The following is a 21,618-nucleotide window of genomic DNA, read 5'->3' as shown; positions in this document are numbered from 1 at the left end:
CTTCTCGCTGGACTTGGCGCCTGCGTTGGTATGCTCTCGCGCCCAACCGATCGCATGGTCGGCAAATGGCTAATGTATTGAGCAGTTCGTTTCTAACGAACTTGGCTCTTCTGGGAGAACAAGCCTTGAACACCAACAGATATCGTCGCGGCCTTCTGGCAACCACGATCATCGGCGGCGCCGCTTTGGCGATGGCCGCTACGCCCTCGTTCGCGCAGTCGGCTGACGACCAAGCGACCGACGTCGGCGAGATCGTCGTCACGGGTTCGCGCATCGCCCGTCAGGACTATCGTTCGACCAGCCCGATCGTCACCGTCACCGCCCAAGACTTCCAGGCGACGGGTTCGGTCACGATCGACACCTTGATCAACGATCTGCCGCAGTTCACTCCGTCGATCTCGTCGACCTCGAACAACCCGTCCAATGGCGGCCAGGCCAACATCAACCTGCGTAACCTCGGTTCGAATCGCACGCTGGTTCTGATGAACGGCCGTCGCGTCGTGCCGTCGAACTCGGACGGTTCGGTTGACGTCAACCTGATCCCGACTGCCCTGATCAAGAACATCGAAGTCATCTCGGGCGGCGCCTCGGCGGCCTATGGTTCGGACGCCCTGGCTGGTGTCGCAAACTTCATCCTCGACGAGAACTTCTCGGGCGTTCAGGTCGATGCCCAGTACGGCGAAACCGATCGCAGCGACGGCAAGACCGAAAGCTACTCGGTCACTGTCGGCGGCAACTTCGACGATGACCGCGGCAACATGGTGCTGTCGCTCGGCCGTTCGACCCGCGATGTGATTTTCAACGCCGCGCGTGACTTCTCCAAGGTCTCAGGGCCGTCGGGCACCTCGCCGCTGGGCTCGACGATCTTCGATGGCACCAATCTGCCAAGCCTGGCTGCGGTTCGCGCCTATTTCGGCAATGCGACGCTGTCCAACACCGGTGCTTTCGGTTTCAACGACGATAACTCGCTGTTTTCTTATACCGGGAAGCTGAACGTAAAGAACCCGGCCGGCGCGGGCGCGGAATACACCGCTCCGGGCGCTGACTATACGTTCAACACTGGTCCGCTGAACTATCTGCAACTGCCTCTGGATCGCTACAACGTCTATGGCGGTGGCCGTTACAAGATCAATGATAACGCTGAAGTCTACGCCAACGCTTTGTTCACGCAGTACGTCGCGGACACCGAGTTGGCTGCCAGCCCGGCAGCGAACGCCACCGGCTTCCGTGTTCCTGCGACCAACCCGTTCATCACGGCTGATCTGCGCGCGCTTCTGAACACGCGCGCCAATCCGAATGGCTCCTTCCTGCTGAACAAACGCTTCACCTCTCTGGGTGGGCGTCACTCGACGGAAGAGTACAACATCTACCAAATCACGACAGGTGTTCGCGGTCAGGTTCCGCAAAGCACCTGGACCTATGATGTCTACGGTTCGTACGGTCGCGTTTCCAACACCACGACACAAACGGGCAACGTCTCTCGTTCGTCCGTTCAGCGTCTGCTGGATGCCGCTGACGGTGGCCGCAGCCTTTGCGCTGGTGGCTTTGACTGGTACGGCGTGACCAATCTGTCGGCCGAATGCATCAACTACATCGGCCGTTCGGCTCGCAACTCGACCGTGACGGAGCAACGCGTCATTGAAGCGTCGCTTCAGGGCAAAGCCTTCGATCTGCCGGCCGGTGAAGTGCGCGTCGCTTTGGGCGCTCAGTACCGTCAAGATGACTATGCCTTCGGCGCGGACTCGTCGCTGGCTCAAAGCAATGCTGTTACGCCTCACCTTGGCGCAAACGGTCAGCCGGACGGCGGCAACGTCGGTGGTTCGGAAATCGCTGGCTTCAACCCGACGCCTTCGCTGAGCGGCGGTACGAACTCCAAAGAACTGTTCATCGAAGCGCTGGTGCCGCTGCTGTCGGATCTGCCGTTCGTTGAGCAGCTGGATCTGAACCTCGGCTATCGTTACGCCGACTACAGCACCGCTGGCGGCACCCAAGCCTATCGTGCGGAGCTGGATTGGACCGTCGCAGGCGGCTTGCGCGCTCGCGGTGGTTACAGCCGTTCGGTCCGTGCACCTTCGATCGGCGAACTGTTCGCTACGGCGAGCACAAACTTCCCGAGCATTGGCGCACCGACTGCGACCGGTACGGGCGGGGATCCCTGCGACATTCGCGGCAGCTTCCGTCGCGGGCCGAACGCTGCAGCCGTGCGCGCGCTCTGCTTGGCGCAAGGTATCTCGCCGCAAGCGATCGATCAGTACACCTTCTCGAACAACCAGGTCGAAAGCCGCACCGGCGGTAACCCGAACCTCTTTGAAGAGACGTCGGACAGCTGGTCGGCCGGTCTGGTGTATCAATCGCAGTTCGCGTCGCCCTGGCTGTCGGGCTTCTCGGCCTCGATCGATTACTACAACATCGAAATCACCGATGCGATCGGATCGATTTCGGCTGATGATTCGCTGGCCGGTTGCTTCAACGTCACGGGCGAAAACCCGACGTTCAGCAACGCGAACAGCTACTGTCAGCTGTTCAGCCGCGATCCGCTGTCGGGTAACATCACCGGCGCGATCGAAAACCAAGCCAACCTCGGCATGATCAGAACGTCCGGCGTCGACTTCCAAGCCGACTGGGCCTTCAACATCGCCGACATCGGTGGTGGCGATTGGGGCCGTCTGAAGTTCAACACGGTCATCAGCTGGCTGGAGAACTATGAAGACAACGTCGTCGAAGGCGGCGCCTTCACGGACCGTACGGGTACGATCGACAGCTCGTTCGGCAATACCTTCCCGGAATGGAAAGCTTTGAGCTCGGTGACCTGGGCGAGCGGTCCGTTCTCGGTCGGCGCCCGCTGGCGCCGGGTCGGCGAGATCACGGTGATCAACACCACCGAGGTTCTGCCTTCCATCGACTACTTCGACCTGAATGGTTCGTGGTCCATCAACGACACGGTGTCGCTGCGCGGCGGCGTGAACAACCTGACCGACGAACAGCCGAACGTCTTCGTTCCCGGCGTTCAGGCCAACACCGACCCGTCGACTTATGACGTGCTGGGTCGCCGCTACTACGTTGGTCTGACCGCCAAGTTCTAAGGCCAGTCAACGACGACAGACTGAGGCGGCGGAGCAACGCTCCGCCGCCTTTTTCGTTTAAGCGGCGCCGTAGAAAAACCATTCGGGCGGGCGAGCGTTACGGATCGTCGTCTGTTTGCGGCGCGCTCCTCCAAGGAAGATCATGTTGAAATTTGTCGTTCCCGGACTGTCGGTCCTGTCGCTGCTGGCTGCCAGCGCGGCTGTCGCTCAAACGCAGGATGGGCCGATCGTGACTGGTAATCGCTCGGGCGAGACCGCCGATGCGTTGAAGACGCGCGAAGCCATCGCCTATGCACGGCCGTTGCCGCGCGGTGCGCCGAGCGCCGACTATCCGCTGGTGGCGTGGTGCGATGCGCTTGTGACCGGACATGCCGATCTGGGTGAGACCCTGACTTCGCGCGCGCCGGAGGATATCGAGCTGGTGCGTCTGGGTCGTCTCGAAGCCCAGGATTTCCGCAGCGCCCTGGCTGCGGCCGCGCCGCGCCAATCGGCGGCTTCGAAGGCCGAGGCTGAGCAGGCCGTCGCCGCGGTCAAGGCGCAGTGGGCGCCGCTGATGGCCAATCCCGATGCGGAGGCGCGCAGCCAGTCGTTCGGCCTGTTCTTCGGTCTGCCGGGCCGCTGCGAGCACGCCGCGCGCCGCCTGCGCGACAACATCACCACGCCGCCCGCTACGCTGGAGAGCGTCGGCATCAACTGATCAGTTCAGCGGTGATCCGATGACAGACGGCGGCTCGAGTTCGGCTCAAGCCGCCGTTTCGCGTTTGGCGGCGTAGGGATCGTAGTTGAGGATGGGCGCCAGCCAGCGCTCAGCCGTGGCGACGTCCCAGCCTTTGCGGCGGGCGTAGTCTTCGACCTGGTCCAGATCGATCTTGCCGACGCCGAAATAGTGGCTGCCCGGATGGCCGAAATAGAGGCCCGAAACCGAGGCCGGCGGCGTCATGGCGAAGCTTTCCGTCAGGGCCATGCCGGCATTATCCTCGGCCTGAAGCAGACGGAACAGGGTGGCTTTTTCCGTGTGATCGGGCTGGGCCGGATAACCGGGGGCAGGGCGGATGCCTTGGTAGTGTTCGGCGATCAGCGCATCGATGTCGGCCGTTTCGTCGGCGGCATAGCCCCACAGGGTGGTGCGGACCTCCTTGTGCAGCCGTTCGGCGAAGGCTTCGGCCAGACGGTCAGCCAAGGCGGTGGCGAGGATGGCGGAATAGTCGTCGCCGGCGTCCTTGAACCGTTTCGCGACTTCCAGCTCGCCGTGCCCAGCCGTGACGGCGAAGGCGCCGAGATAGTCGTCCCCCTCATCGGCAATGAAGTCGGACAGAGCCAGGTTCGGCTTACCGTTCGACTTCTTGATCTGCTGGCGCAGGGTGTGGAAGCGGGCGACCTCCGTGTCGCGGCCTTCGTCGGCGTAGACGATGACATCGTCGCCGTCGGCGCGCGCCGGCCAGAAGCCGACAACGCCTTTGGCCGTGAACCACTTCTCGTCGATGATCCGCTTCAGCATGACTTGGGCGTCGGCGAACAGGTCACGCGCGGCCTCGCCGACGATCTCGTCGTCTAGGATCAGCGGATAGCGGCCGATCAGCTCCCAGCTGGCGAAGAAGGGCGTCCAGTCGATGTGGTCGGCCAGATCCTGCAAATCCCAGGCGTCGAACGCCCTCACGCCGAGGAAGGATGGCTTGCCAGGCATAGGCTGGGCGGGGTCGATGCGAAAGCGGTTCTCGCGCGCCTGAGCCAAGGTGGCTCGCGCCTTCACCTCTTGGCCGCGAGCGTACTGCTCGCGGATGCGGATGTATTCGTCGCGGGTGGCGGCCTCATTCTTCGCGCGCTCGGTCTTGGACAGCAGCCCCGAAACGACGCTGACGGCGCGCGACGCATCGACGACATAGGTGGTCGAGCCCCGGCGGTAGGCGGGCTCGATCTTGACCGCCGTATGGGTGCGGCTAGTGGTTGCGCCCCCGATCAGCAGAGGGATGTCGAAGCCGCGCCGTTCCATCTCGGCGCCGACAAAGACCATTTCGTCCAGCGAAGGCGTGATCAGGCCCGACAGACCGATGATGTCGACGTTGTGGGCCTTGGCCTCGTCCAGGATGCGGTCGGCCGGGACCATGACGCCGAGGTCGATAACCTCGTAGTTGTTACATTGCAGCACGACGCCGACGATGTTCTTGCCGATGTCGTGGACGTCGCCCTTGACCGTCGCCATCAGGATGCGGCCCGCCTGCTCGCGCGGCTTGCCTGCCTTCTCGGCCTCCATGAAGGGCTCCAGCCAGGCGACAGCCTGCTTCATAACGCGGGCGGACTTCACCACCTGCGGCAGGAACATCTTGCCCGAGCCGAACAGGTCGCCGACCACGTTCATCCCATCCATCAGTGGGCCTTCGATCACATGCAACGGGCGCTCTGAAGCCAAGCGCGCCTCTTCGGTGTCGGCCTCAATGAACTCCGTGATGCCGTTGACCAAGGCGTGTTCGATCCGTTTGCCGACCGGCTGTTCGCGCCATTTCAGATCGACGACGCGGGCCTGGCCCTTCTCGCCCTTGTAGCGGGGCGCCATGTCGACCAGCCGCTCGGTGTTCGAGACATTGGTTCGCTGCGGCCGGTTCAGGATCACATCCTCGACTGCCTCGCGCAATTCGGCGTCGATGTCGTCATAGACCGGCAGGTCGCCGGCGTTGACGATGCCCATGTCCATGCCGGCGTTGATGGCGTGGTACAGGAAGACGCTGTGGATTGCGCGGCGCACCGGCTCGTTACCGCGGAAGCTGAACGAGACGTTCGACACCCCGCCCGAGACGCGGGCGTAGGGGAGGGTGCGTTTGATCGCCCGCGTCGCTTCGATGAAGTCGACGGCGTAGTTGTCGTGCTCCTCGATCCCTGTCGCTACGGCGAAGATGTTGGGGTCGAAGATGATATCCTCGGGCGGGAAGTCGACCTCGTTGACCAGAATGTCATAGGCACGGGTGCAGATTTCGATCTTGCGGGCCGCGGTGTCGGCCTGACCCACTTCGTCAAAGGCCATGACCACGACGGCGGCGCCGTAGCGCAGGCATTTGATCGCATGGTCGCGGAAGGCGTGCTCGCCCTCCTTCATGCTGATCGAGTTGACGATGGGCTTGCCCTGAACGCACTTCAGGCCCGCCTCGATCACTTCCCATTTGGAGCTGTCGATCATCACCGGCACGCGGGCGATGTCGGGCTCGGCCGCGATCAGATTCAGGAAGGTCCGCATGGCGACGACGCCGTCCAGCAGCCCTTCATCCATGTTGACGTCGATGATCTGGGCGCCTGCCTCGACCTGCTGGCGAGCGACGTCCAGCGCCGCCGAATAGTCGCCCTCGACCACCAGCTTGCGGAATTTGGCCGAGCCGGTGACGTTGGTCCGTTCGCCGACGTTGATGAACACAGGGCGCACTTACGCTACCAATTCAAAAGGTTCGAGGCCGGACAGACGCAGGGCCACCGGCCGTTCCGGGATGGCGCGCGGCTTCAGCGGCGCGACCTCTTCGGCGACGTGGCGAATGTGATCCGGCGTGGTGCCGCAGCAACCGCCGACGATGTTTACCAGGCCGGAGGCGGCCCATTCCTCGATGAAGTGGGCGGTCTCGTGCGGTTCTTCGTCGTATTGGCCCATGGCGTTGGGCAGGCCGGCGTTGGGATAGGCGGCGACCAGGGTGTCGGCGACGCGGCTCAGCTCGGCGATGAAGGGCCGCATCAGATCGGCGCCCAGGGCGCAGTTGAAGCCGACGGCGAAGGGTTTGGCGTGGCGTACGCTGTTCCAGAAGGCTTCGGCCGTCTGGCCCGACAGGGTGCGGCCCGAGCGGTCTGTGATGGTGCCGCTGATCCAGATCGGCAGGACGTCCATGCCTTCGTCTTCCAAGTCCTTGATCGCTTTGATCGCGGCCTTGCAGTTCAGCGTGTCGGTGATGGTTTCAATCAAATAGAGATCGACCCCGCCTTCGTTCAGCGCCTTCACCTGATGGCGATAGGCCTCATAGACCTGGTCGAAGGTCACGCTGCGGGCGCCGGGGTCATTCACGTCGGACGACATCGACAGCATCTTGTTCAGCGGGCCGATGGAGCCGGCGGCGAACCGCGGCTTGTGCGGCTCCTTTTCCGTCCAGCGGTCGGCCGAGGCGCGGGCCAGTTTCGCGCCCTCCAGATTGATGTCCCACACCGCCTGGGCGTCCAGGGCGTAGTCCTCCTGGGCGATGGTTGTGCCCGAGAAGGTGTTGGTTTCGCTGATGTCGGCGCCGGCCGCGAAATACTGGTCGTGCAGGTCGGCGATGACATCGGGCCGCGTGATGCAGAGGATGTCGTTGTTCCCCTTCATCTGGTGTTTCTCGTCATAGCCGTTGGCGGCGACGAAGCGGTCGGCGCGGAAGTCGGCTTCGTCCAGCCCGCGACGCTGGATCATGACACCCCAACTGCCATCGAGGACCAGGATGCGTTCCTTGGCCGCCTGATGCAGGGCGGCGATGCGTTCTGCGCGGGTCATTGGGCTGCCGCCGTCTCGCGCACGCCCAGAACCCGACAGATCGCATAGACGAGGTCGGCGCGGTTGAGGGTGTAGAAGTGGAAGTCGGAGAAACCCTCTTCCTGCAGACGCGCGCAAGTCTCGGCGGCGACCGAGGCGGCCAGCAGTTTGCGGGTTTCGGGATCGTCGTCCAGGCCGTCGAAATGCGCCTTCAGCCAGTCGGGAATGCTGGCGCCGCACGCGCCGCACATCCGCTGAAGACCGGCGAAGTTGGACACCGGCATGACGCCGGGGATCAGGGGGATGGTGACGCCCGCCGCCCGCACCCGGTCGCGGAACCGCAGGAAGGCGTCGATGTCGAAGAAGAATTGGCTGACGGCGCGGGTCGCTCCGGCATCGACCTTGGCCTTCAGTACCTCGATGTCGTGATCGATGGAGGGGCTTTCGGGATGGCGTTCGGGATAGGCGCCGACCGTGACGTCGAATCCGCCGATGCGGCTGATGGCGGCGGTCAGCTCGGTGGCGTTGGCATAGCCGTCGGCGCGCGGCTGATAGACGCCACCAATGCCAGCCCCGCCGGGCGGATCGCCGCGCAGAGCCACAATGTGATCGACGCCGATCGCCTTGTAGCCTTCGATGACCTTGTCGACCTCGTCACGGCTGGCCTCGACGCAGGTCAGGTGGGCGGCGGGGCGGAGCGAAGTTTCCGTGATGATGCGCTGGACTGTGCGGTGGGTCCGCTCGCGGGTCGAACCGCCGGCGCCGTAGGTCACGGAGACGAAGGCGGGGTTCAGCGGCTCCAGACGGCGGATCGCCGTCCACAAATTGGCCTCGGCCTCATCGGTCTTGGGTGGAAAGAATTCGAACGAGACGCGCACGGCGTCGCGGTTCGATCCGGCGCGGGCTACGGGGCCGAGCGGCGACAGCAGCAGGGCGCGAGCGTCGGCCAAATTGAGGGAGGCGGAGGAGGCCATCAGGCGGTCTTTCTGTCCTGGACGCGGCGTTCCGCCGTCCAGATGGTCACGGTCAGGCCCTCGGCGTCGTGGGGCAGGGCGATGGGGGCCGATGGCTTCAGGCCGCCGTCGAGCAGCCAGCCGTTGATCTCGCTGTCGGCGAAGCCCAGGCGACGATGCTGATGCGCCTCACGCATATGTTCGAAGTCGTGCGGAGCAAAGTCGATGATGACCAGGCGGCCGCCCGGACTGACCAGGCGGGCGGCCTCGGCGACGGCGGCGGACGGATCGGACAGGTAGTGCAGCACCTGATGCACGATCACCAGATCGGCGCTGGCGGCGGGCAAACGGGTGGCGAAGATATCGCCGTGACGCAGTTCGACCTGCTCTACACCCGCCTTGGTGACATTCGTGCGGGCGATGTTCAGCATGTTCTGGCTGAGGTCCAGCCCGACCGACATCTTGGCCTTCTTGCCGAACAGGGTCAGCATCCGGCCGGAACCCGTGCCCAGATCGACGACGCGTTCGAAGGGGCCGGGACCGACCGCCTTTTCCAGCGCCGCCTCGACAGCGCTTTCGCTGACGTAGAGCGAACGCAGGCGGTCCCACTGGGGCGCAACCTGTTCGAAATAGCTGGCGGCGGCTTCCTCGCGGTCCTTGCGGACCTCGTCCAGACGGCGATGATCGGCCTCGCCGGCGTCTTCGGCCAGGATGTCCAGCACCGTGTCGATCAACCGGCGCGCCTGGGCGTCATGCGACAGGCGGTAATAGACGCGGGCGCCGTCGGGAAAGCGTTCGATCAGACCGGCGTCGGTCATCAGCTTCAGATGGCGTGATACGCGCGGCTGGCTTTGGTCCAGAATGCGCGACATCTCCATGACCGACAGCTCTTCGCCCGCCAGCAGCGACAGAACGCGCAGACGGGTGGGTTCGCCGGCGGCGCGGAGGGCTTCGACAGTCTGATCTGCGGACAAACTCATATGCTCATATAAAGATATCCTTATATGATTTGGCAAGTGAAATCGGTTTCTTGGAAACGCGTCGACGGGAATGGTTTGTGCGCGCGTTAAAGCCCATAGACCCGTCTTGGAGTGATCTCATGCGTAGCCTGTTCATCGCCGCTCTTGCTGTCGCCGCCGCCAGTCCGGCGTTGGCCCAGAGCGACTTTCCCGAGACGCCCATGCCTCAAATGTCTGGACCTGAAATGTCAGGGCGGCCTATGGGCGGACAGATGCGGCCGCCGGAGCGCGAAAACCTGGCCCAGATGCAGGCGCGCATGACCCAGATGTTCAACCGCCTAGACGCCAATGAAGACGGCGTGGTCGACGCCAGCGAACTAGCCAATGCACGCGGCGGTCGGATGCTGGCGCGCTTCGACGCCGATGCGGACGGGCGCATTACTCGCGAAGAGTTCGACGTGGGCCTCGCCGCCGCCTTCAAGGCGATGGACAAGAACGGCGACGGCGTGGTGACGGCGGACGAGCGGCCGCAGCGTCCCCGCTGAAGTCAGACGACGGGCGTCTTCAGCGGCTCGCCCGCGAAATGCGCCTGCAGATTTTCGATCAGCAGCATCAGCATGCCCTGCACCCCGGCGGTCGTGGCCCCTGCGGTGTGGGGTGTAAGAATGACATTAGGCACGTCGGCCCAGCGGGCTGGGTCTGTCGGCTCTTCGATGAAGACATCCAGGGCCGCCTGACCCAATGTCCCTGACTTCAAGGCGGCGATCAGGGCGTCCTCGTCCACGACCTGACCGCGCGAGACGTTGATCAGAAGGCCGTCGGGGCCAAGCGCCTCGAGGATGTCTTGCGAGATCAGGCCGCGATTGGTCTCGTCCGCCTTGCAGGCGACGACGAGGATGTCGCTGGCCTTGGCGAGCGCCAGCAGGCTGTCGGCGCGTGGCCATTCGGCGTCGTGCGGCCGCGGCCCCCACCAACTGACCGCCATTCGGAAGGCCTCGGCGCGGTCGGCGACGGCCTTGCCGATGTGGCCCAAGCCGACGATGCCCAGCTTCTGGCCGGCAAGCGACGTCGTGATGGTGCGCGTCTCGAAGGTCCAGCCGCCGGCGCGGACCTGACGGTCGCCCGAGGCGATCTGACGGCGCGCGGCCAGGATCAGGCCGAGGGTATGATCAGCGACGTCCTCGTGATTGACGCCGGGGGCGTGGGTGACGGGCAGACCGCGCTGGCGGCACCAGTCGATGTCGATCCCGTCATAGCCGGAAGTGAAACAGGCGATCAGGTCGAGATTGGGCAGGCGTTCGATCAGTGCCTTGTCCAGCGGCGCCTCGCCGGCGACGACCATGACGCGGATGTCGTGGGCGGCCTCGATCGGCGGACCTTCCCAGAAGCGATAGACGTCGTAGGCGCTCTCCAGAAATCCCGAGAGCGGCGCAAGATGCCGCTGCATGATGAGAACGGCGGGGCGTTGGGTCATGCAGCGGCTCCTCTTGTCAGGTCAGGCGATCAGCGGCCGAACTTCTGGTGCTGGATGCGCTTGGGAATGATGCTGTCGGCGCCCAGGCGGCGCATCTTGTCCTGTTCGTAGGCTTCGAAGTTGCCCTCGAACCATTCCACATGGCCGTCGCCCTCGAAGGCGAGGATGTGGGTGGCCAGACGGTCAAGGAACCAGCGGTCGTGGGAGATAACCACCGCGCAGCCGGCGAACTCTTCCAGAGCCTCTTCGAGGTTCTGAAGGGTTTCGATGTCCAGGTCGTTGGTCGGTTCGTCGAGCAGGATCAGATTGCCGCCCGAGGCCAGGGTCTTGGCCAGGTGGACGCGGTTGCGCTCACCGCCGGACAGCTGGCCGACCTTCTTCTGCTGGTCGCCGCCCTTGAAGTTGAAGCTGCCGACATAGGCGCGGGTGTTGATCTCGCGCTTGCCGACCATCATCACGTCGGTGCCGCCCGAAATGGCCTGCCAGATGGTTTCGTCCGGCTTCAGGTCGTCACGCGACTGATCGACATAAGCCAGTTTGACGGTCTCACCGACCTTGATCGTGCCGCCGTCGGGCTGTTCCTGGCCGGTGATCAGCTTGAACATGGTCGACTTGCCGGCGCCGTTCGGGCCGATGACGCCGACGATGCCGTTGGGCGGCAGTTTGAAGGTCAGGTTGTCGAACAGCGTCTTGTCGCCATAGGTCTTTTGCAGCCCCTCGACTTCCAGAACGACGTTGCCGAGGCGCGGCCCGGGCGGGATCTGGATGTGGGCGTGCGTCTGGGCGCCGCGCATCGATTCCTGTTCCTCGACCATACGCTCGTAGGCGGCCAGACGGGCCTTGGACTTGGCCTGACGGGCCTTGGCGCCCGAACGGACCCATTCCAGTTCGCGGGTGAGGGCGCGCTGGCGGGCTTCGGATTCCGACTGCTCCTGCACGACGCGCTTGGTCTTGGCTTCCAGCCACGAGGAATAGTTGCCCTCGTGCGGGTGGCCCTTGCCGCGGTCCAGCTCCAGCGTCCACTTGGTGACGAGGTCCAGGAAGTAGCGGTCGTGGGTCACCAGGATGACGCAGCCGGGGAAGTTTTCCAGGTGGTGCTGCAGCCAGGCGACGGATTCGGCGTCCAGGTGGTTGGTCGGTTCGTCGAGCAGCAGCATGTCGGGCTTGGACAGCAGCAGACGGGCCAAGGCCACGCGGCGCTTTTCACCGCCGGACAGGTTGGTGACTTCCCAGTCGTCAGGCGGGCAGCGCAGGGCGCCCATGGCCTGGTCGATGCGGCTGTCGATATCCCAGACGTCGCCGGCGTCGATCTTTTCCTGAAGGGAGGTCATCTCCTCCATCAGTTCGTCGGTGTAGTTTTCGCCCAGTTCGGCGGCGACTTCGTTGAAGCGGTTGACCCACTGCTTCTCTTCGCACCATGCCTCGACGTTCTGGCGCACGTTCAGGGCCGGATCGAGTTGGGGCTCCTGTTCCAGATAGCCGCGCTTGATGCCGTCGGCGGCGCGGGCCTCGCCGTTGAACTCGTTGTCCAGGCCGGCCATGATTTTCAGCAGGGTGGACTTACCCGAGCCGTTGACGCCGACGACGCCGATCTTGGCGTCGTTGTAGAAGCTGAGCCAGATGTTCTCGAAGATCTTGCGGCCGCCGGGGAAGGTCTTGGTCAGACCCTGCATCTGGAAAATATATTGCTGCGCCATGAGGTGCGGTGCGCCCTTCGGGTTCGTCTGAATGGGGAGTTGCGCCGGATGTAGCGATCCTGCGCGCGAAGGGCAAATATGGCGGGCAGGCGGCCGAACGGAACGGCTGAAAAGCTTGTCCGTTGATGGCAGTCCAACGCCTTGATCCGGCCCGAAACCGGGTGCGGAATGGCGTCATTCTACGCTTGCCAGTCTCGGATGCCCCAGTCTCGGATGCCCATGAAGACCCGATCGATCGTGCTCGCCGCCGCCTTCGCCCTATCGGCGTGCGGCAATCCCTCGAACTCCAAGGCGCAGGAGGGCGAGTTCGCCCAGCCGACGCGCACCGCCCCGGCCGATGCGGCGGGGATGAAGTCCAGCTTCGCGCCGGTGGTGCGATCGGCTGCGCCGGCCGTGGTCAATATCTCGGCGCGCAGCGTGCAGCGGGTGCAGGCCGATCCCTTCTTCCAGTTCTTCGGCGGCGGCATTCCCCAGGCGCGGGTGGCCGAGTCTGTGGGCTCCGGCGTCATCGTCCGCTCGGACGGGATCGTGGTGACTAACAACCACGTCATCGACGGCGCCCAGCAGATCAAGGTTGTGCTGAATGACCGGCGCGAGTTTCCGGCTACCGTCATCCTGGCCGACGAGCGCAGCGATATCGCCGTGCTGAGGCTGGAAAACGTCAGCGACCGCCTGCCGGTGCTGGCCATCGACGATCAGGAAGAGCAACAGGTCGGCGATTTGGTCCTGGCCATCGGCAATCCGTTCGGCGTGGGCCAGACGGTGACGAACGGCATCATCTCGGCCCTGAACCGGACCGAGACCGGCATTTCCGACAGCGGCTCCTTCATCCAGACCGACGCGGCCATCAACCCCGGCAACTCGGGCGGGGCGCTGGTGGACATGGACGGCGACCTGATCGGCATCAACACCGCCATCTTCTCGCGCTCGGGCTCCTCGGCCGGGGTTGGCTTCGCCGTGCCGGCGGCCATGGTCAAGCGGGTCGTCGACAGCGCGCTGGGCGGCGCGACGGCTGTGGTTCGGCCCTGGCTGGGCGTGAAGGGCGACACTGTGACTGGCGATATCGCTGGCAGCCTGGGTCTGAGCCGGCCGCAGGGGCTGGTCGTCACTGACGTCTACGCCAACGGCCCGGCCGCGCGCGCCGGTATTCGTCAGGGCGATGTCATCACCGCCGTCGATGGTCAGGAGATCAACGACCAGAACGGGCTGAACTATCGCGTCGGCTCGCGCAATCCGAACGATCTGGTGCAGGTGTCCATCCTGCGCGACGGTCGGGCGCAGACGCTCACCGCGCGGGTTCAGACCCTGCCGGGCGACGCCGATCCCAAACAGGGGACGACGATCCAGTCCGGCCCCTTCGCCGGCGCCGAGGTCGTGGCGCTTAGCCCGGCTCTAGCGGACCGTTTGGGGGGCGATCCGTTCGCAACGGGCGTCATCGTGACCGGCGTGTCCGGCCGTGGCTATGCGGCGCGGGCGGGCTTCCGCCAGAACGACCTGATCGTCAGCATCAATGGCCGCGCCATCGGCTCGGCCCGCGATGTCGAGGCCGCCAGTTCTGGTCGAGGCCCGTGGGAGGTCGTGGTCAACCGGGGCGGCCGTCAGATCCGCGGCGTGCTGAGATAGGTCGTCAGGCCTTCGTCGGCCCGCCGATCGACCAGGTGTGGCCGAAGGGGTCGCGCAGGACGCCGTAGCGGTCGCCCCAGAACTGATCGGCCATGTCCAGCACGGGTTCCGCGCCGCCGACGGTCATGGCGCGCGTCCACCAGGCGTCGGGGTCGGCGACCTGAAGGTGCAGGGTCACGCCGGTGGGCCGCACGTCCTGTGAGCCGCCGTATTCCGGAAACTCGTCATTCAACATGACGCTGGCGCCGTTGATCCTCAGGTGGGCGTGCATCAGTCGCTCGCCGTCGTCGGCGAGACGGCGGTCCAGAACCTCGGCGCCGAAGGCGATGATGTAGAAGTCGATCGCCGCAGACGCCCCGCGCGACGGGATTGTCAGATGGGGCGTCACGCCGGAAGTCGGACCCTGGTTGGGCTTGGCGTCGGTCATGAGGGCGGTCTCCGTGTCGGGATGCGATACTAGCGCGTGAAAAGCCGTTGGCGAACGCCTACATAGGTCGCACCCATGAGCGACCTGTTCGAAGCTTCCGGCATTCTGCCCCCCGACGCCCCTCTGGCCGACCGCCTGCGTCCGCGCACGCTGGACGAGGTGGTCGGGCAGGATCATCTGCTGGGGCCAGGCGGGCCGATCCGGCGCATGATCGAGGCGGGGCGGCTGGGCTCTATGATCCTGTGGGGACCGCCGGGGACGGGCAAAACCACGATCGCGCGCCTGCTGGCGCAGGCGGCCGGCTATGAATATCAGGCGATCAGCGCGGTGTTTTCGGGCGTCGCCGACTTGAAGAAGGCGTTCGAGGCGGCGCGGATGCGGCGTGCGGCGGGACAGAGCACGCTGCTGTTCGTCGATGAGATCCACCGCTTCAACCGCGCCCAGCAGGACGGCTTTTTGCCGTTCGTCGAGGCAGGCGTGGTGACCCTGGTCGGGGCCACGACGGAAAACCCCAGCTTCGAGCTCAACGGCGCCTTGCTGTCGCGCAGTCAGGTCTATGTGCTGAAGCGGCTGGACGATGCCGCATTGGATCAGCTGCTGAGCCGGGCCGAGACGCATATGGACCGGACCCTGCCGCTAACGCCGGAGGCCCGGCAGGCGATGCTGGCCCTGGCCGACGGCGACGGGCGCTATCTGCTGACCATGTCGGAGGTGCTGTTCGACCTGCCTGAGGGCGAAAAGCTGGACGTGCAGGGACTGGCGGGCGTGCTGCAACGCCGTGCGCCCGCCTACGACAAGTCGAGAGAAGAACACTATAACCTCATATCCGCCCTACATAAATCGGTTCGGGGCTCCGACCCTGACGCCGCGCTCTATTGGCTGGCGCGGATGCTGAACGGAGGCGAGGATCCGCTCTATCTGGCGCGGCGGATCGTGCGGATGGCGGTCGAGGACATCGGCGAGGCGGACCCGCTGTCGATCCTGGTCGCCAATGCGGCCAAGGACACCTATGATTTCCTGGGCAGTCCCGAGGGTGAACTGGCCCTGGCCCAGGCGGTGGTGCATCTGGCGACCGCGCCCAAGTCGGTCGGGGTGTACGAAGCGTTCAAGGCGGCCAAGAAGGCGGCCTATGAGACGGGCTCCCTGATGCCGCCCGCCCATATCCGCAACGCCCCGACCAAGCTGATGAAGTCGCTGGGGTACGGCAAGGGCTATCAATATGACCCCGACACGCCCGAGGGCTTCTCGGGCGCGAACTTCTTCCCCGACGAGATGGACCGTCGCACCTTCTACAAGCCCAAGGGCGAGGGGCACGAGGAGAAGGTCAAGGCGCGTTTGGAGCGCTGGGCCGAGATGCGAGCACGGCTGGCCGCGGGCGCGTCCGGCGACTGACTGAACGCTGTTCATTGTCGCCAGTCGATAAGGCGGTTAGCGTTCCGGCCTGACATCCTTGGGAGGGGACGATGATCGAGACGGTGAAAACGCCCTGGCATCTGTGGCTGGTGGGCGTGTTGTCTTTGTTGTGGAGCGGGTTCGGTGCATTCGACTTCATTCAGACCACGACGCGGGGCGAGGCCTATATGCGGGCGGCGGGTTTCGACGACGCCATGGTCGCCTATTACGAGGCCATGCCCGGCTGGATGTATGTGCCGTGGACGCTGGGGGTCTGGGGAGCGGTGATCGGCTCGGTGATGCTGCTTTTGCGCCGGCGTTGGGCGGTTCCGGCCTTCGGTCTGTCGCTGCTGGGCGCGTTGATCAGCCTGATCTATGGCAAGTTGATCGATCCTCCGCCGCCGGCGCCGCCCGAACTGGCGGCCATGAGCTGGATGCCAATCGTCATCCTGCTGATTGCGGTTCTACTGTTTGGTTATGCGTTCAATATGCGCAAACGCGGCGTGCTGCGCTGATGGGCTGACGCAGGGCGCGCCGTCGCGTATGGACGCGCCGTGACCCGCGTTCCTGCCGATCTTTCATCCGATGATATCGCCGCCGTCCGGTCGTGGGTGATCCACGAGGATGCGCACGTCATCGCCTTCTCAAAGCCGCCGGGGCTGTCCAGCCAGGGCGGGCGGATCAAGGCGCATACGCTGGACGACCTGCTTTGGGCGTTCGCGCGGTCAAACGGCAAGCGGCCGGAGTTGGTGCATCGGCTGGATCGCGACACCTCGGGCGTGATCCTGGCGGCCAAGACCAAGCCGGCTGCCAGTTTTCTGGGCAAGGCGTTGCAGATGCGGCGTTTCAGGAAACAGTATCTGGCCCTGCTGTCGGCCGCGCCTGATCCCAAGGCAGCGACCATCGACGCGCCGTTGCGCCGCGAGGAGATCGGGCGCGAAAGCTATATGCGGGTCGTCGCCTTTGACGCGCCGGGCGCGCAAGGGTCGCAGAGCCGCTATCGGACCTTGGCCGCAGGACCTGAAGGGGCCGTGGTCGAGCTGGAGCCGCTGACCGGGCGGATGCACCAGCTGCGTGTCCACATGGCCCATATCGGTCGGCCGTTGATCGGGGACGTGCGCTACGGGGGCGCCCTGACCACGGCGGTCGGGCCGGCGCCGCGGCTGATGCTGCATGCCGCCAAACTGACTTTTCCGCATCCCGAGGGTGGGACGACCACGGTCGAAGCGCCGCCGCCCGAGGATTTCGCGACGCTGAGGACGGCGCTGGGTCTTTAGGTCAATGTCGCTTCAGGGAACGGCGTGCGCGCTTTGGCGCTATGTCGTTGAAAGGATACCTCCGATGAAGCGTCTCGCACTCGCCCTGACCGGTCTTTCCGCCCTGGCCCTGACCGCCTGCGCCAGCTTGGCGCCCTATGGCGCACAGATGGGCCCGAACGGGCAGGGGTATTCCGAGCAGCGGATCGAATCCAACCGCTACCGTGTCACCTACAACGGCGTCGGCGCTGCGGGCCGTGTCGCCGATTGGGCGCTGGTGCGCGCCGCCGACCTGACTACCGAACAAGGCTACGACTGGTTCGAGGTGACGCAGAGCTGGACCGATGGTCGGCCGGGTGGCGCGGGCGGGGTCAGCCCAAGCGTCTCCATCGGCGGCGGCAGCAGCCGATATGGCGGCTATTCGGCTTCGGGCGTCGGCGTGGGCGTTGGTCTGAACTTCAGCGGACCACAGCCGACCTCGACGACGCTGGAAGTGGTTCTGGGACGCGGCCAGAAGCCAGATCGTCCGAACGCCTATGATGCGCGCTCGGTGCAGGGCTCCATCCCGCGCTGACCATCGCTTTCGGCGCGGGCGGCGTATATATCGCCGCACGATGACACGTTTTCTTCTCGTTGCGGCAGGTGGGGCCATCGGCTCCATGGCGCGCTATGGCCTTGGCCTCGCCGCCGGGCGGCTCGCGCCCAATGCCGGTTGGCCCATGGGCACCTTCGCCGCCAACGTCGCCGGCGGTCTGATGATGGGTCTGCTCGTCGGCTGGCTGGCGTTCCGGGGCGGGGCGCAGCAGGAGATGGTGCGCCTGTTCGCCGCCGTGGGCGTGCTTGGCGGGTTCACGACCTTTTCGTCCTATTCGCTGGAAGCGGTACAGATGATCGAGCGCCGCCAGATCGGCCTGGCCGCCGCCTATGTGATCGGCTCGGTTGTTCTCGCCATCGCGGCCCTGTTCGTCGGCCTGATGGTCGCCCGCCGCGCCTTTGGAGTTCCCGCTTGACCGATCAGCCGCCCGCAGCCGATGCGCCCAAGCGCGAAGTCCTGACGATCTATGTCGCCGAGGATGAGGACGGCATCCGGCTGGACCGCTGGTTCCGCCGTCGCTGGCCGCACCTGTCCAACATCCAAGTGCAGAAGATGGCCCGCAGCGGTCAAATCCGCGTGGACGGCGCCCGCATCAAGCCCGAAGGCCGACTGACCGCCGGCGCCGCCGTGCGCGTGCCGCCGATCCCCGACGACACGTCACGACAGGCGGGCGACGCCCACACCCTGTCGGAAAAGGACGTCGCTTTCGCCAAGTCGCTGGTTCTGTACGAAGACGACATGGTCATCGCCTTGAACAAGCCGCATGGCCTGGCGGTGCAGGGCGGGACCAAGACGAGCCGTCACGTCGATCGTCTGCTGTCGGCCTGGGGCGAGGGATTGGAGCGACCGCGCCTGGTCCACCGGCTGGACCGAGACACCTCGGGCGTCCTGCTGTTGGGCAAGGGGCCGGAGGCGGCCAAGCGTCTGGCGGGCGCCTTTGCGCGTAGACAAGCCAAGAAGACCTATTGGGCCATCGTCATCGGCAATCCGAAACCCTATACGGGCCAGATCGACATGCCGCTGAAGAAGACGGGCATCAACGACTTCGAGATGATGCGACCGGCCGAGCGCAAGGACCCGCGCGCCGAACCGGCCGAAACGGCCTTCTCGACCATCAGCCGCGCCTCGCACCGGGCGGCCTGGATGGCCCTGCGCCCCTTCACCGGACGGACGCACCAGCTACGCGCCCATATGGCGGGGATCGGCCATCCCATTCTGGGCGATCCGAAATACGGCGACGAGAGATCGCGTGAACTGTCGGGCCCGCTGAAGCTGCAACTGCACGCCCGCAGCATCGAACTGGACCACCCGCGCGGCGGCGTTCTCAAAGTCACCGCTCCCTTGAGCCCCGAGATGAAAGCCGGCTTCGCCCACTTCGGTTTCTCCGAGGACGAGGCCGAAGACGATCCCTTCCTGGGCGTGAAGCGAATCCGGTGACTGCTGAGGTCCAGGCGAGGGTCGAAGGGGCCAAGGCTCTGGCCGCCGCCGGGCGGATGAACGCGGCCTTGGATATGCTGGCGCCGATAGCGCAGCAGGCCGATGCGCCGTGGCAGGCGCTGTCGGTCCAGGCCGATCTGATGAAGCGGGCGGGGCGTCTGGACGAGAGTACGGCGCTGTCGCAGCGACTCGTCGCAGTTCGGCCCCACAGCGTGCCAGCGTGGCATAATCTGGCGTCCACCCTCGGCGATCTTGGACGATCGGCCGAGGCGGAAGCCGCATGTCGCGCCGCCATGTCTATCGGCGGCGATGCGCCCGAAACCTGGCTGGTGCTAGCGCGGGCGTTGCAGGCGCAGAGCCGGTTCGACGAGGCCGAGGACGCCTATCGTAATGCGCTGCTGCGGCGTCCCGGCTATGGCGACGCGTTGCGTGATTTGAGCCAGCTGATCTGGATGCGGGATGCCGATCTGGAGACCGCCTGCGCGCCGCTGGATGCCGCCATCGCCGTATCGCCAGCGACGCCTTTGCTGCGCCAGATCAAGGCGAAGCTGCTGGAATATGCAGGGGAGGGCGAGCGGGCCTATCGCACCCTGGTCGCCGGACCGCTGGATGGGCCCGGGGAACTGGCGGCGGCGCAGGCGTGTCTGACGTGGGATCCCCTCGGGGCGCTGGACCATGCGAACCGGGCGGCGGCGCTGGCGGGCGGCGAGGTTCCGGCGATCATGGTGACCCAGGCCGAATGCCTGTTGGCGCTGGGTCAGGCCGAGGCGGCGCTGGTCACGATCGAGACGTTGCGGACGCGCGAGCCGCTGAACCAGCATGTGCTGGCCTTTCAGGCGACGGCCTGGCGGATGCTCGACGATGTGCGGTACGGCCGGCTTTACGACTACGACGCCTTCGTGCGGCCGTATCGGCTGCAGGCGCCTGACGGGTGGGCGTCATTGGAGGCCTATCTGGTCGATCTGGCGAAGGCGCTGCACGATCTGCATACGCTAAAGACCCATCCGGTGGGCCAGTCGCTGCGCGGGGGATCGCAGACCAGCGCGTCCTTGGCTCAGAGCGAAGATCCGGCCATTCGCGCCTTCTTCAAGGCCATCGACAAGCCGATCCGCGACTATATGGCGGCGGTTGGCCACGGCGACGATCCGCTGAGGGCGCGCAATACGGGCGACTATCGCATCCAGGGCAGTTGGTCGGTGCGGTTGAAGCCGAACGGATTTCACGCCGACCATATTCATTCGAACGGCTGGCTGTCCTCGGCATGCCATATCGAACTGCCGCCGGCGGTGCAGGGCGAGCGCCGCGACGGCTGGTTGCGGTTCGGCGCGCCGCCCGGCCTGCCGAGTTTGGCGGCAGAACACTGTGTGCAGCCCCGACCCGGCACGTTGGTGCTGTTTCCTTCCTATATGTGGCATGGCACCCAGCCGTTCGGCGGCGAGGCGTCGCGTCTGACGCTGGCGTTCGACGTCGTGCCGGCCTGATTCCAACGGACCTTCTGATGACCGACCAACCCACCCCGCATCGCCCACGTTTCGTCGAGCAGTCGCCGGATCGTATCTCCCGCTTCTGGACCGAGGCGGGCGTCGGGCCGCATGCGGACGGGGGCTGGGCCGTGCTGTTGGATGGGCGCACGCCGAAAACACCGGACAAGGCGCCGCTGGTTTTGCCGACGCAGGCTGCGGCGCAGTTGGTCGCCGACGAATGGGCGGCCCAGGGGCACTTTCTGGATCCGTCGACCATGCCGGCGACGCGCTTGGCCTCGACCGCGATCGACCGGATCTGGCAGGCGCGCGAGCCTGTCGCGGACGAGATTGCCGCCTATGCCGGATCGGACGTGGTCTGCTATCTGGCCGAACATCCGACGCCGCTGGTCGAGCGCCAGGCGCGGGAATGGGGGCCGTGGCGCGATTGGGCTGCGCGCGAGATGGACGTGGCGCTGGAGCCGGTCGCCGGCATCGTGCATCGGCCGCAGTCGCCGGACGCCATCGCGCGGGTCAAGGCGCACGCCCTGTCGCTGAACGACTTCCGCCTGACGGGGCTGGCGACGGCTGTGCCGCTGCTGGGATCGGCGGTGCTGGCCCTGGCGGTTGAGCAGGGCGCGTTGGGTGGCGGGGCGGCGTTCGACCTGTCGCGGATCGACGAGCTGTTCCAAGAAGAGCAGTGGGGCGTGGACGCAGAGGCCGCCGAACGCACCGAGGCGCGCCGGGAGGAGGCCCAACTGCTGGATCTGTGGTTCAGAGCGCTCGATTAG

At 65.5% G+C, this 21,618-nt stretch carries 19 protein-coding genes; 12 read left to right on the top strand and 7 right to left on the bottom strand.

The features are described 5' to 3' along the window. The first annotated feature begins 125 nt into the window (after positions 1–125). Together ABIC32_RS13830 and ABIC32_RS13825 are read left to right on the top strand one after the other, a co-directional pair. Positions 126–3,083 (top strand): TonB-dependent receptor domain-containing protein, encoded by a 2,958-nt coding sequence (locus tag ABIC32_RS13830; RefSeq protein ID WP_354074559.1) that lies wholly within the window; start codon positions 126–128, stop codon positions 3,081–3,083. A gap of 142 nt (positions 3,084–3,225) precedes the next feature. Continuing rightward, positions 3,226–3,780 carry a hypothetical protein gene (locus ABIC32_RS13825; protein ID WP_199059532.1) on the top strand — a complete coding sequence of 185 codons (555 nt, stop codon included), beginning with the start codon at positions 3,226–3,228 and terminating at the stop codon, positions 3,778–3,780. A gap of 45 nt (positions 3,781–3,825) precedes the next feature. Here the strand turns inward: ABIC32_RS13825 and metH are convergent, their stop codons facing one another. From metH to ABIC32_RS13805, 4 genes are read right to left on the bottom strand one after another with little or no spacing between them, the layout of a single operon-like run. Then, positions 3,826–6,492 carry a methionine synthase gene (gene metH / locus ABIC32_RS13820; protein ID WP_354074558.1) on the bottom strand — a complete coding sequence of 889 codons (2,667 nt, stop codon included), beginning with the start codon at positions 6,490–6,492 and terminating at the stop codon, positions 3,826–3,828. Beyond that, a complete protein-coding gene (locus ABIC32_RS13815; RefSeq protein ID WP_165116201.1) occupies positions 6,493–7,575 on the bottom strand; it encodes a homocysteine S-methyltransferase family protein in 1,083 nt (360 codons plus the stop codon). Further along, a complete protein-coding gene (gene metF / locus ABIC32_RS13810; protein WP_354074556.1) occupies positions 7,572–8,528 on the bottom strand; it encodes a methylenetetrahydrofolate reductase [NAD(P)H] in 957 nt (318 codons plus the stop codon). Before metF ends, ABIC32_RS13815 begins: the two co-directional genes overlap by 4 nt. Continuing rightward, positions 8,528–9,487: an ArsR/SmtB family transcription factor gene (locus tag ABIC32_RS13805; protein WP_199059536.1), complete on the bottom strand. Its 960-nt coding sequence runs from the start codon at positions 9,485–9,487 to the stop codon at positions 8,528–8,530. Before ABIC32_RS13805 ends, metF begins: the two co-directional genes overlap by 1 nt. A gap of 119 nt (positions 9,488–9,606) precedes the next feature. Here ABIC32_RS13805 and ABIC32_RS13800 point away from each other — a divergent pair, with 119 nt between their 5' ends. Next, positions 9,607–10,011 (top strand): EF-hand domain-containing protein, encoded by a 405-nt coding sequence (locus tag ABIC32_RS13800; RefSeq protein ID WP_066551861.1) that lies wholly within the window; start codon positions 9,607–9,609, stop codon positions 10,009–10,011. Positions 10,012–10,013: 2 nt separating this feature from the next. On the opposite strand, the gene ABIC32_RS13795 is transcribed toward ABIC32_RS13800, so the two are convergent. Continuing rightward, a complete protein-coding gene (locus ABIC32_RS13795; protein WP_354074555.1) occupies positions 10,014–10,940 on the bottom strand; it encodes a 2-hydroxyacid dehydrogenase in 927 nt (308 codons plus the stop codon). Between the two features lie 29 nt (positions 10,941–10,969). Next, positions 10,970–12,637, bottom strand: a complete 1,668-nt coding sequence (gene ettA / locus ABIC32_RS13790) for an energy-dependent translational throttle protein EttA (RefSeq protein ID WP_055755177.1) — start codon at positions 12,635–12,637, stop codon at positions 10,970–10,972. 219 nt (positions 12,638–12,856) lie between these two features. Here ettA and ABIC32_RS13785 point away from each other — a divergent pair, with 219 nt between their 5' ends. Beyond that, positions 12,857–14,260, top strand: a complete 1,404-nt coding sequence (locus tag ABIC32_RS13785; protein ID WP_354074554.1) for a Do family serine endopeptidase — start codon at positions 12,857–12,859, stop codon at positions 14,258–14,260. Between the two features lie 4 nt (positions 14,261–14,264). Here the strand turns inward: ABIC32_RS13785 and ABIC32_RS13780 are convergent, their stop codons facing one another. Further along, the gene (locus ABIC32_RS13780; RefSeq protein WP_354074553.1) at positions 14,265–14,687 is read right to left on the bottom strand and encodes a VOC family protein; all 423 of its coding nucleotides are present in this window, start codon (positions 14,685–14,687) and stop codon (positions 14,265–14,267) included. Between the two features lie 75 nt (positions 14,688–14,762). Between ABIC32_RS13780 and ABIC32_RS13775 the strand changes: the two genes are divergently transcribed. The 8 genes from ABIC32_RS13775 to ABIC32_RS13740 all read left to right on the top strand — a co-directional run bounded on the left by ABIC32_RS13775 (position 14,763) and on the right by ABIC32_RS13740 (position 21,618). Further along, positions 14,763–16,079, top strand: coding sequence for a replication-associated recombination protein A (locus tag ABIC32_RS13775; RefSeq protein ID WP_354074552.1), 1,317 nt, complete (start codon positions 14,763–14,765; stop codon positions 16,077–16,079). A 71-nt stretch (positions 16,080–16,150) separates the two neighbouring features. Beyond that, on the top strand, positions 16,151–16,594 hold the full coding sequence (locus tag ABIC32_RS13770) for a hypothetical protein (RefSeq protein WP_354074551.1): 444 nt from the start codon (positions 16,151–16,153) through the stop codon (positions 16,592–16,594). A 39-nt stretch (positions 16,595–16,633) separates the two neighbouring features. Beyond that, entirely contained in the window at positions 16,634–17,356 is a 723-nt protein-coding gene (locus ABIC32_RS13765) for an RluA family pseudouridine synthase (protein ID WP_354074550.1), read from the top strand. A gap of 64 nt (positions 17,357–17,420) precedes the next feature. Beyond that, positions 17,421–17,909 carry a CC0125/CC1285 family lipoprotein gene (locus ABIC32_RS13760; RefSeq protein WP_271041407.1) on the top strand — a complete coding sequence of 163 codons (489 nt, stop codon included), beginning with the start codon at positions 17,421–17,423 and terminating at the stop codon, positions 17,907–17,909. 40 nt (positions 17,910–17,949) lie between these two features. After that, positions 17,950–18,345, top strand: coding sequence for a fluoride efflux transporter CrcB (gene crcB, locus ABIC32_RS13755; protein ID WP_354074549.1), 396 nt, complete (start codon positions 17,950–17,952; stop codon positions 18,343–18,345). Then, the gene (locus tag ABIC32_RS13750; protein WP_354074548.1) at positions 18,342–19,367 is read left to right on the top strand and encodes an RluA family pseudouridine synthase; all 1,026 of its coding nucleotides are present in this window, start codon (positions 18,342–18,344) and stop codon (positions 19,365–19,367) included. Before crcB ends, ABIC32_RS13750 begins: the two co-directional genes overlap by 4 nt. Further along, complete coding sequence (locus ABIC32_RS13745) at positions 19,364–20,848, top strand: putative 2OG-Fe(II) oxygenase (protein ID WP_354074547.1); 1,485 nt, start codon at positions 19,364–19,366, stop codon at positions 20,846–20,848. The genes ABIC32_RS13750 and ABIC32_RS13745 overlap by 4 nt, the downstream gene beginning before the upstream one ends. Positions 20,849–20,865: 17 nt before the next feature. Then, positions 20,866–21,618 carry an ATP12 family chaperone protein gene (locus ABIC32_RS13740; RefSeq protein ID WP_354074546.1) on the top strand — a complete coding sequence of 251 codons (753 nt, stop codon included), beginning with the start codon at positions 20,866–20,868 and terminating at the stop codon, positions 21,616–21,618.

It is taken from the genome of Brevundimonas sp. 1080 (assembly GCF_040545985.1).
Classification (GTDB): Bacteria; Pseudomonadota; Alphaproteobacteria; order Caulobacterales; family Caulobacteraceae; genus Brevundimonas.
This window is presented reverse-complemented; position numbering and strand designations above follow the sequence as displayed.

What these genes read in the sequence shown, in the direction of transcription:
- ABIC32_RS13785 (WP_354074554.1), top strand. Translation starts at nt 12,857, where the DNA reads ATGAAGACCCGATCGATCGTGCTCGCCGCCGCCTTCGCCCTATCGGCG.
- ABIC32_RS13795 (WP_354074555.1), bottom strand. Translation starts at nt 10,940, where the DNA reads ATGACCCAACGCCCCGCCGTTCTCATCATGCAGCGGCATCTTGCGCCG.
- ABIC32_RS13815 (WP_165116201.1), bottom strand. Translation starts at nt 7,575, where the DNA reads ATGACCCGCGCAGAACGCATCGCCGCCCTGCATCAGGCGGCCAAGGAA.
- ABIC32_RS13800 (WP_066551861.1), top strand. Translation starts at nt 9,607, where the DNA reads ATGCGTAGCCTGTTCATCGCCGCTCTTGCTGTCGCCGCCGCCAGTCCG.
- metF (WP_354074556.1), bottom strand. Translation starts at nt 8,528, where the DNA reads ATGGCCTCCTCCGCCTCCCTCAATTTGGCCGACGCTCGCGCCCTGCTG.
- ABIC32_RS13775 (WP_354074552.1), top strand. Translation starts at nt 14,763, where the DNA reads ATGAGCGACCTGTTCGAAGCTTCCGGCATTCTGCCCCCCGACGCCCCT.
- crcB (WP_354074549.1), top strand. Translation starts at nt 17,950, where the DNA reads ATGACACGTTTTCTTCTCGTTGCGGCAGGTGGGGCCATCGGCTCCATG.
- ABIC32_RS13805 (WP_199059536.1), bottom strand. Translation starts at nt 9,487, where the DNA reads ATGAGTTTGTCCGCAGATCAGACTGTCGAAGCCCTCCGCGCCGCCGGC.
- ABIC32_RS13825 (WP_199059532.1), top strand. Translation starts at nt 3,226, where the DNA reads ATGTTGAAATTTGTCGTTCCCGGACTGTCGGTCCTGTCGCTGCTGGCT.
- ettA (WP_055755177.1), bottom strand. Translation starts at nt 12,637, where the DNA reads ATGGCGCAGCAATATATTTTCCAGATGCAGGGTCTGACCAAGACCTTC.
- ABIC32_RS13770 (WP_354074551.1), top strand. Translation starts at nt 16,151, where the DNA reads ATGATCGAGACGGTGAAAACGCCCTGGCATCTGTGGCTGGTGGGCGTG.
- ABIC32_RS13740 (WP_354074546.1), top strand. Translation starts at nt 20,866, where the DNA reads ATGACCGACCAACCCACCCCGCATCGCCCACGTTTCGTCGAGCAGTCG.
- ABIC32_RS13760 (WP_271041407.1), top strand. Translation starts at nt 17,421, where the DNA reads ATGAAGCGTCTCGCACTCGCCCTGACCGGTCTTTCCGCCCTGGCCCTG.
- ABIC32_RS13780 (WP_354074553.1), bottom strand. Translation starts at nt 14,687, where the DNA reads ATGACCGACGCCAAGCCCAACCAGGGTCCGACTTCCGGCGTGACGCCC.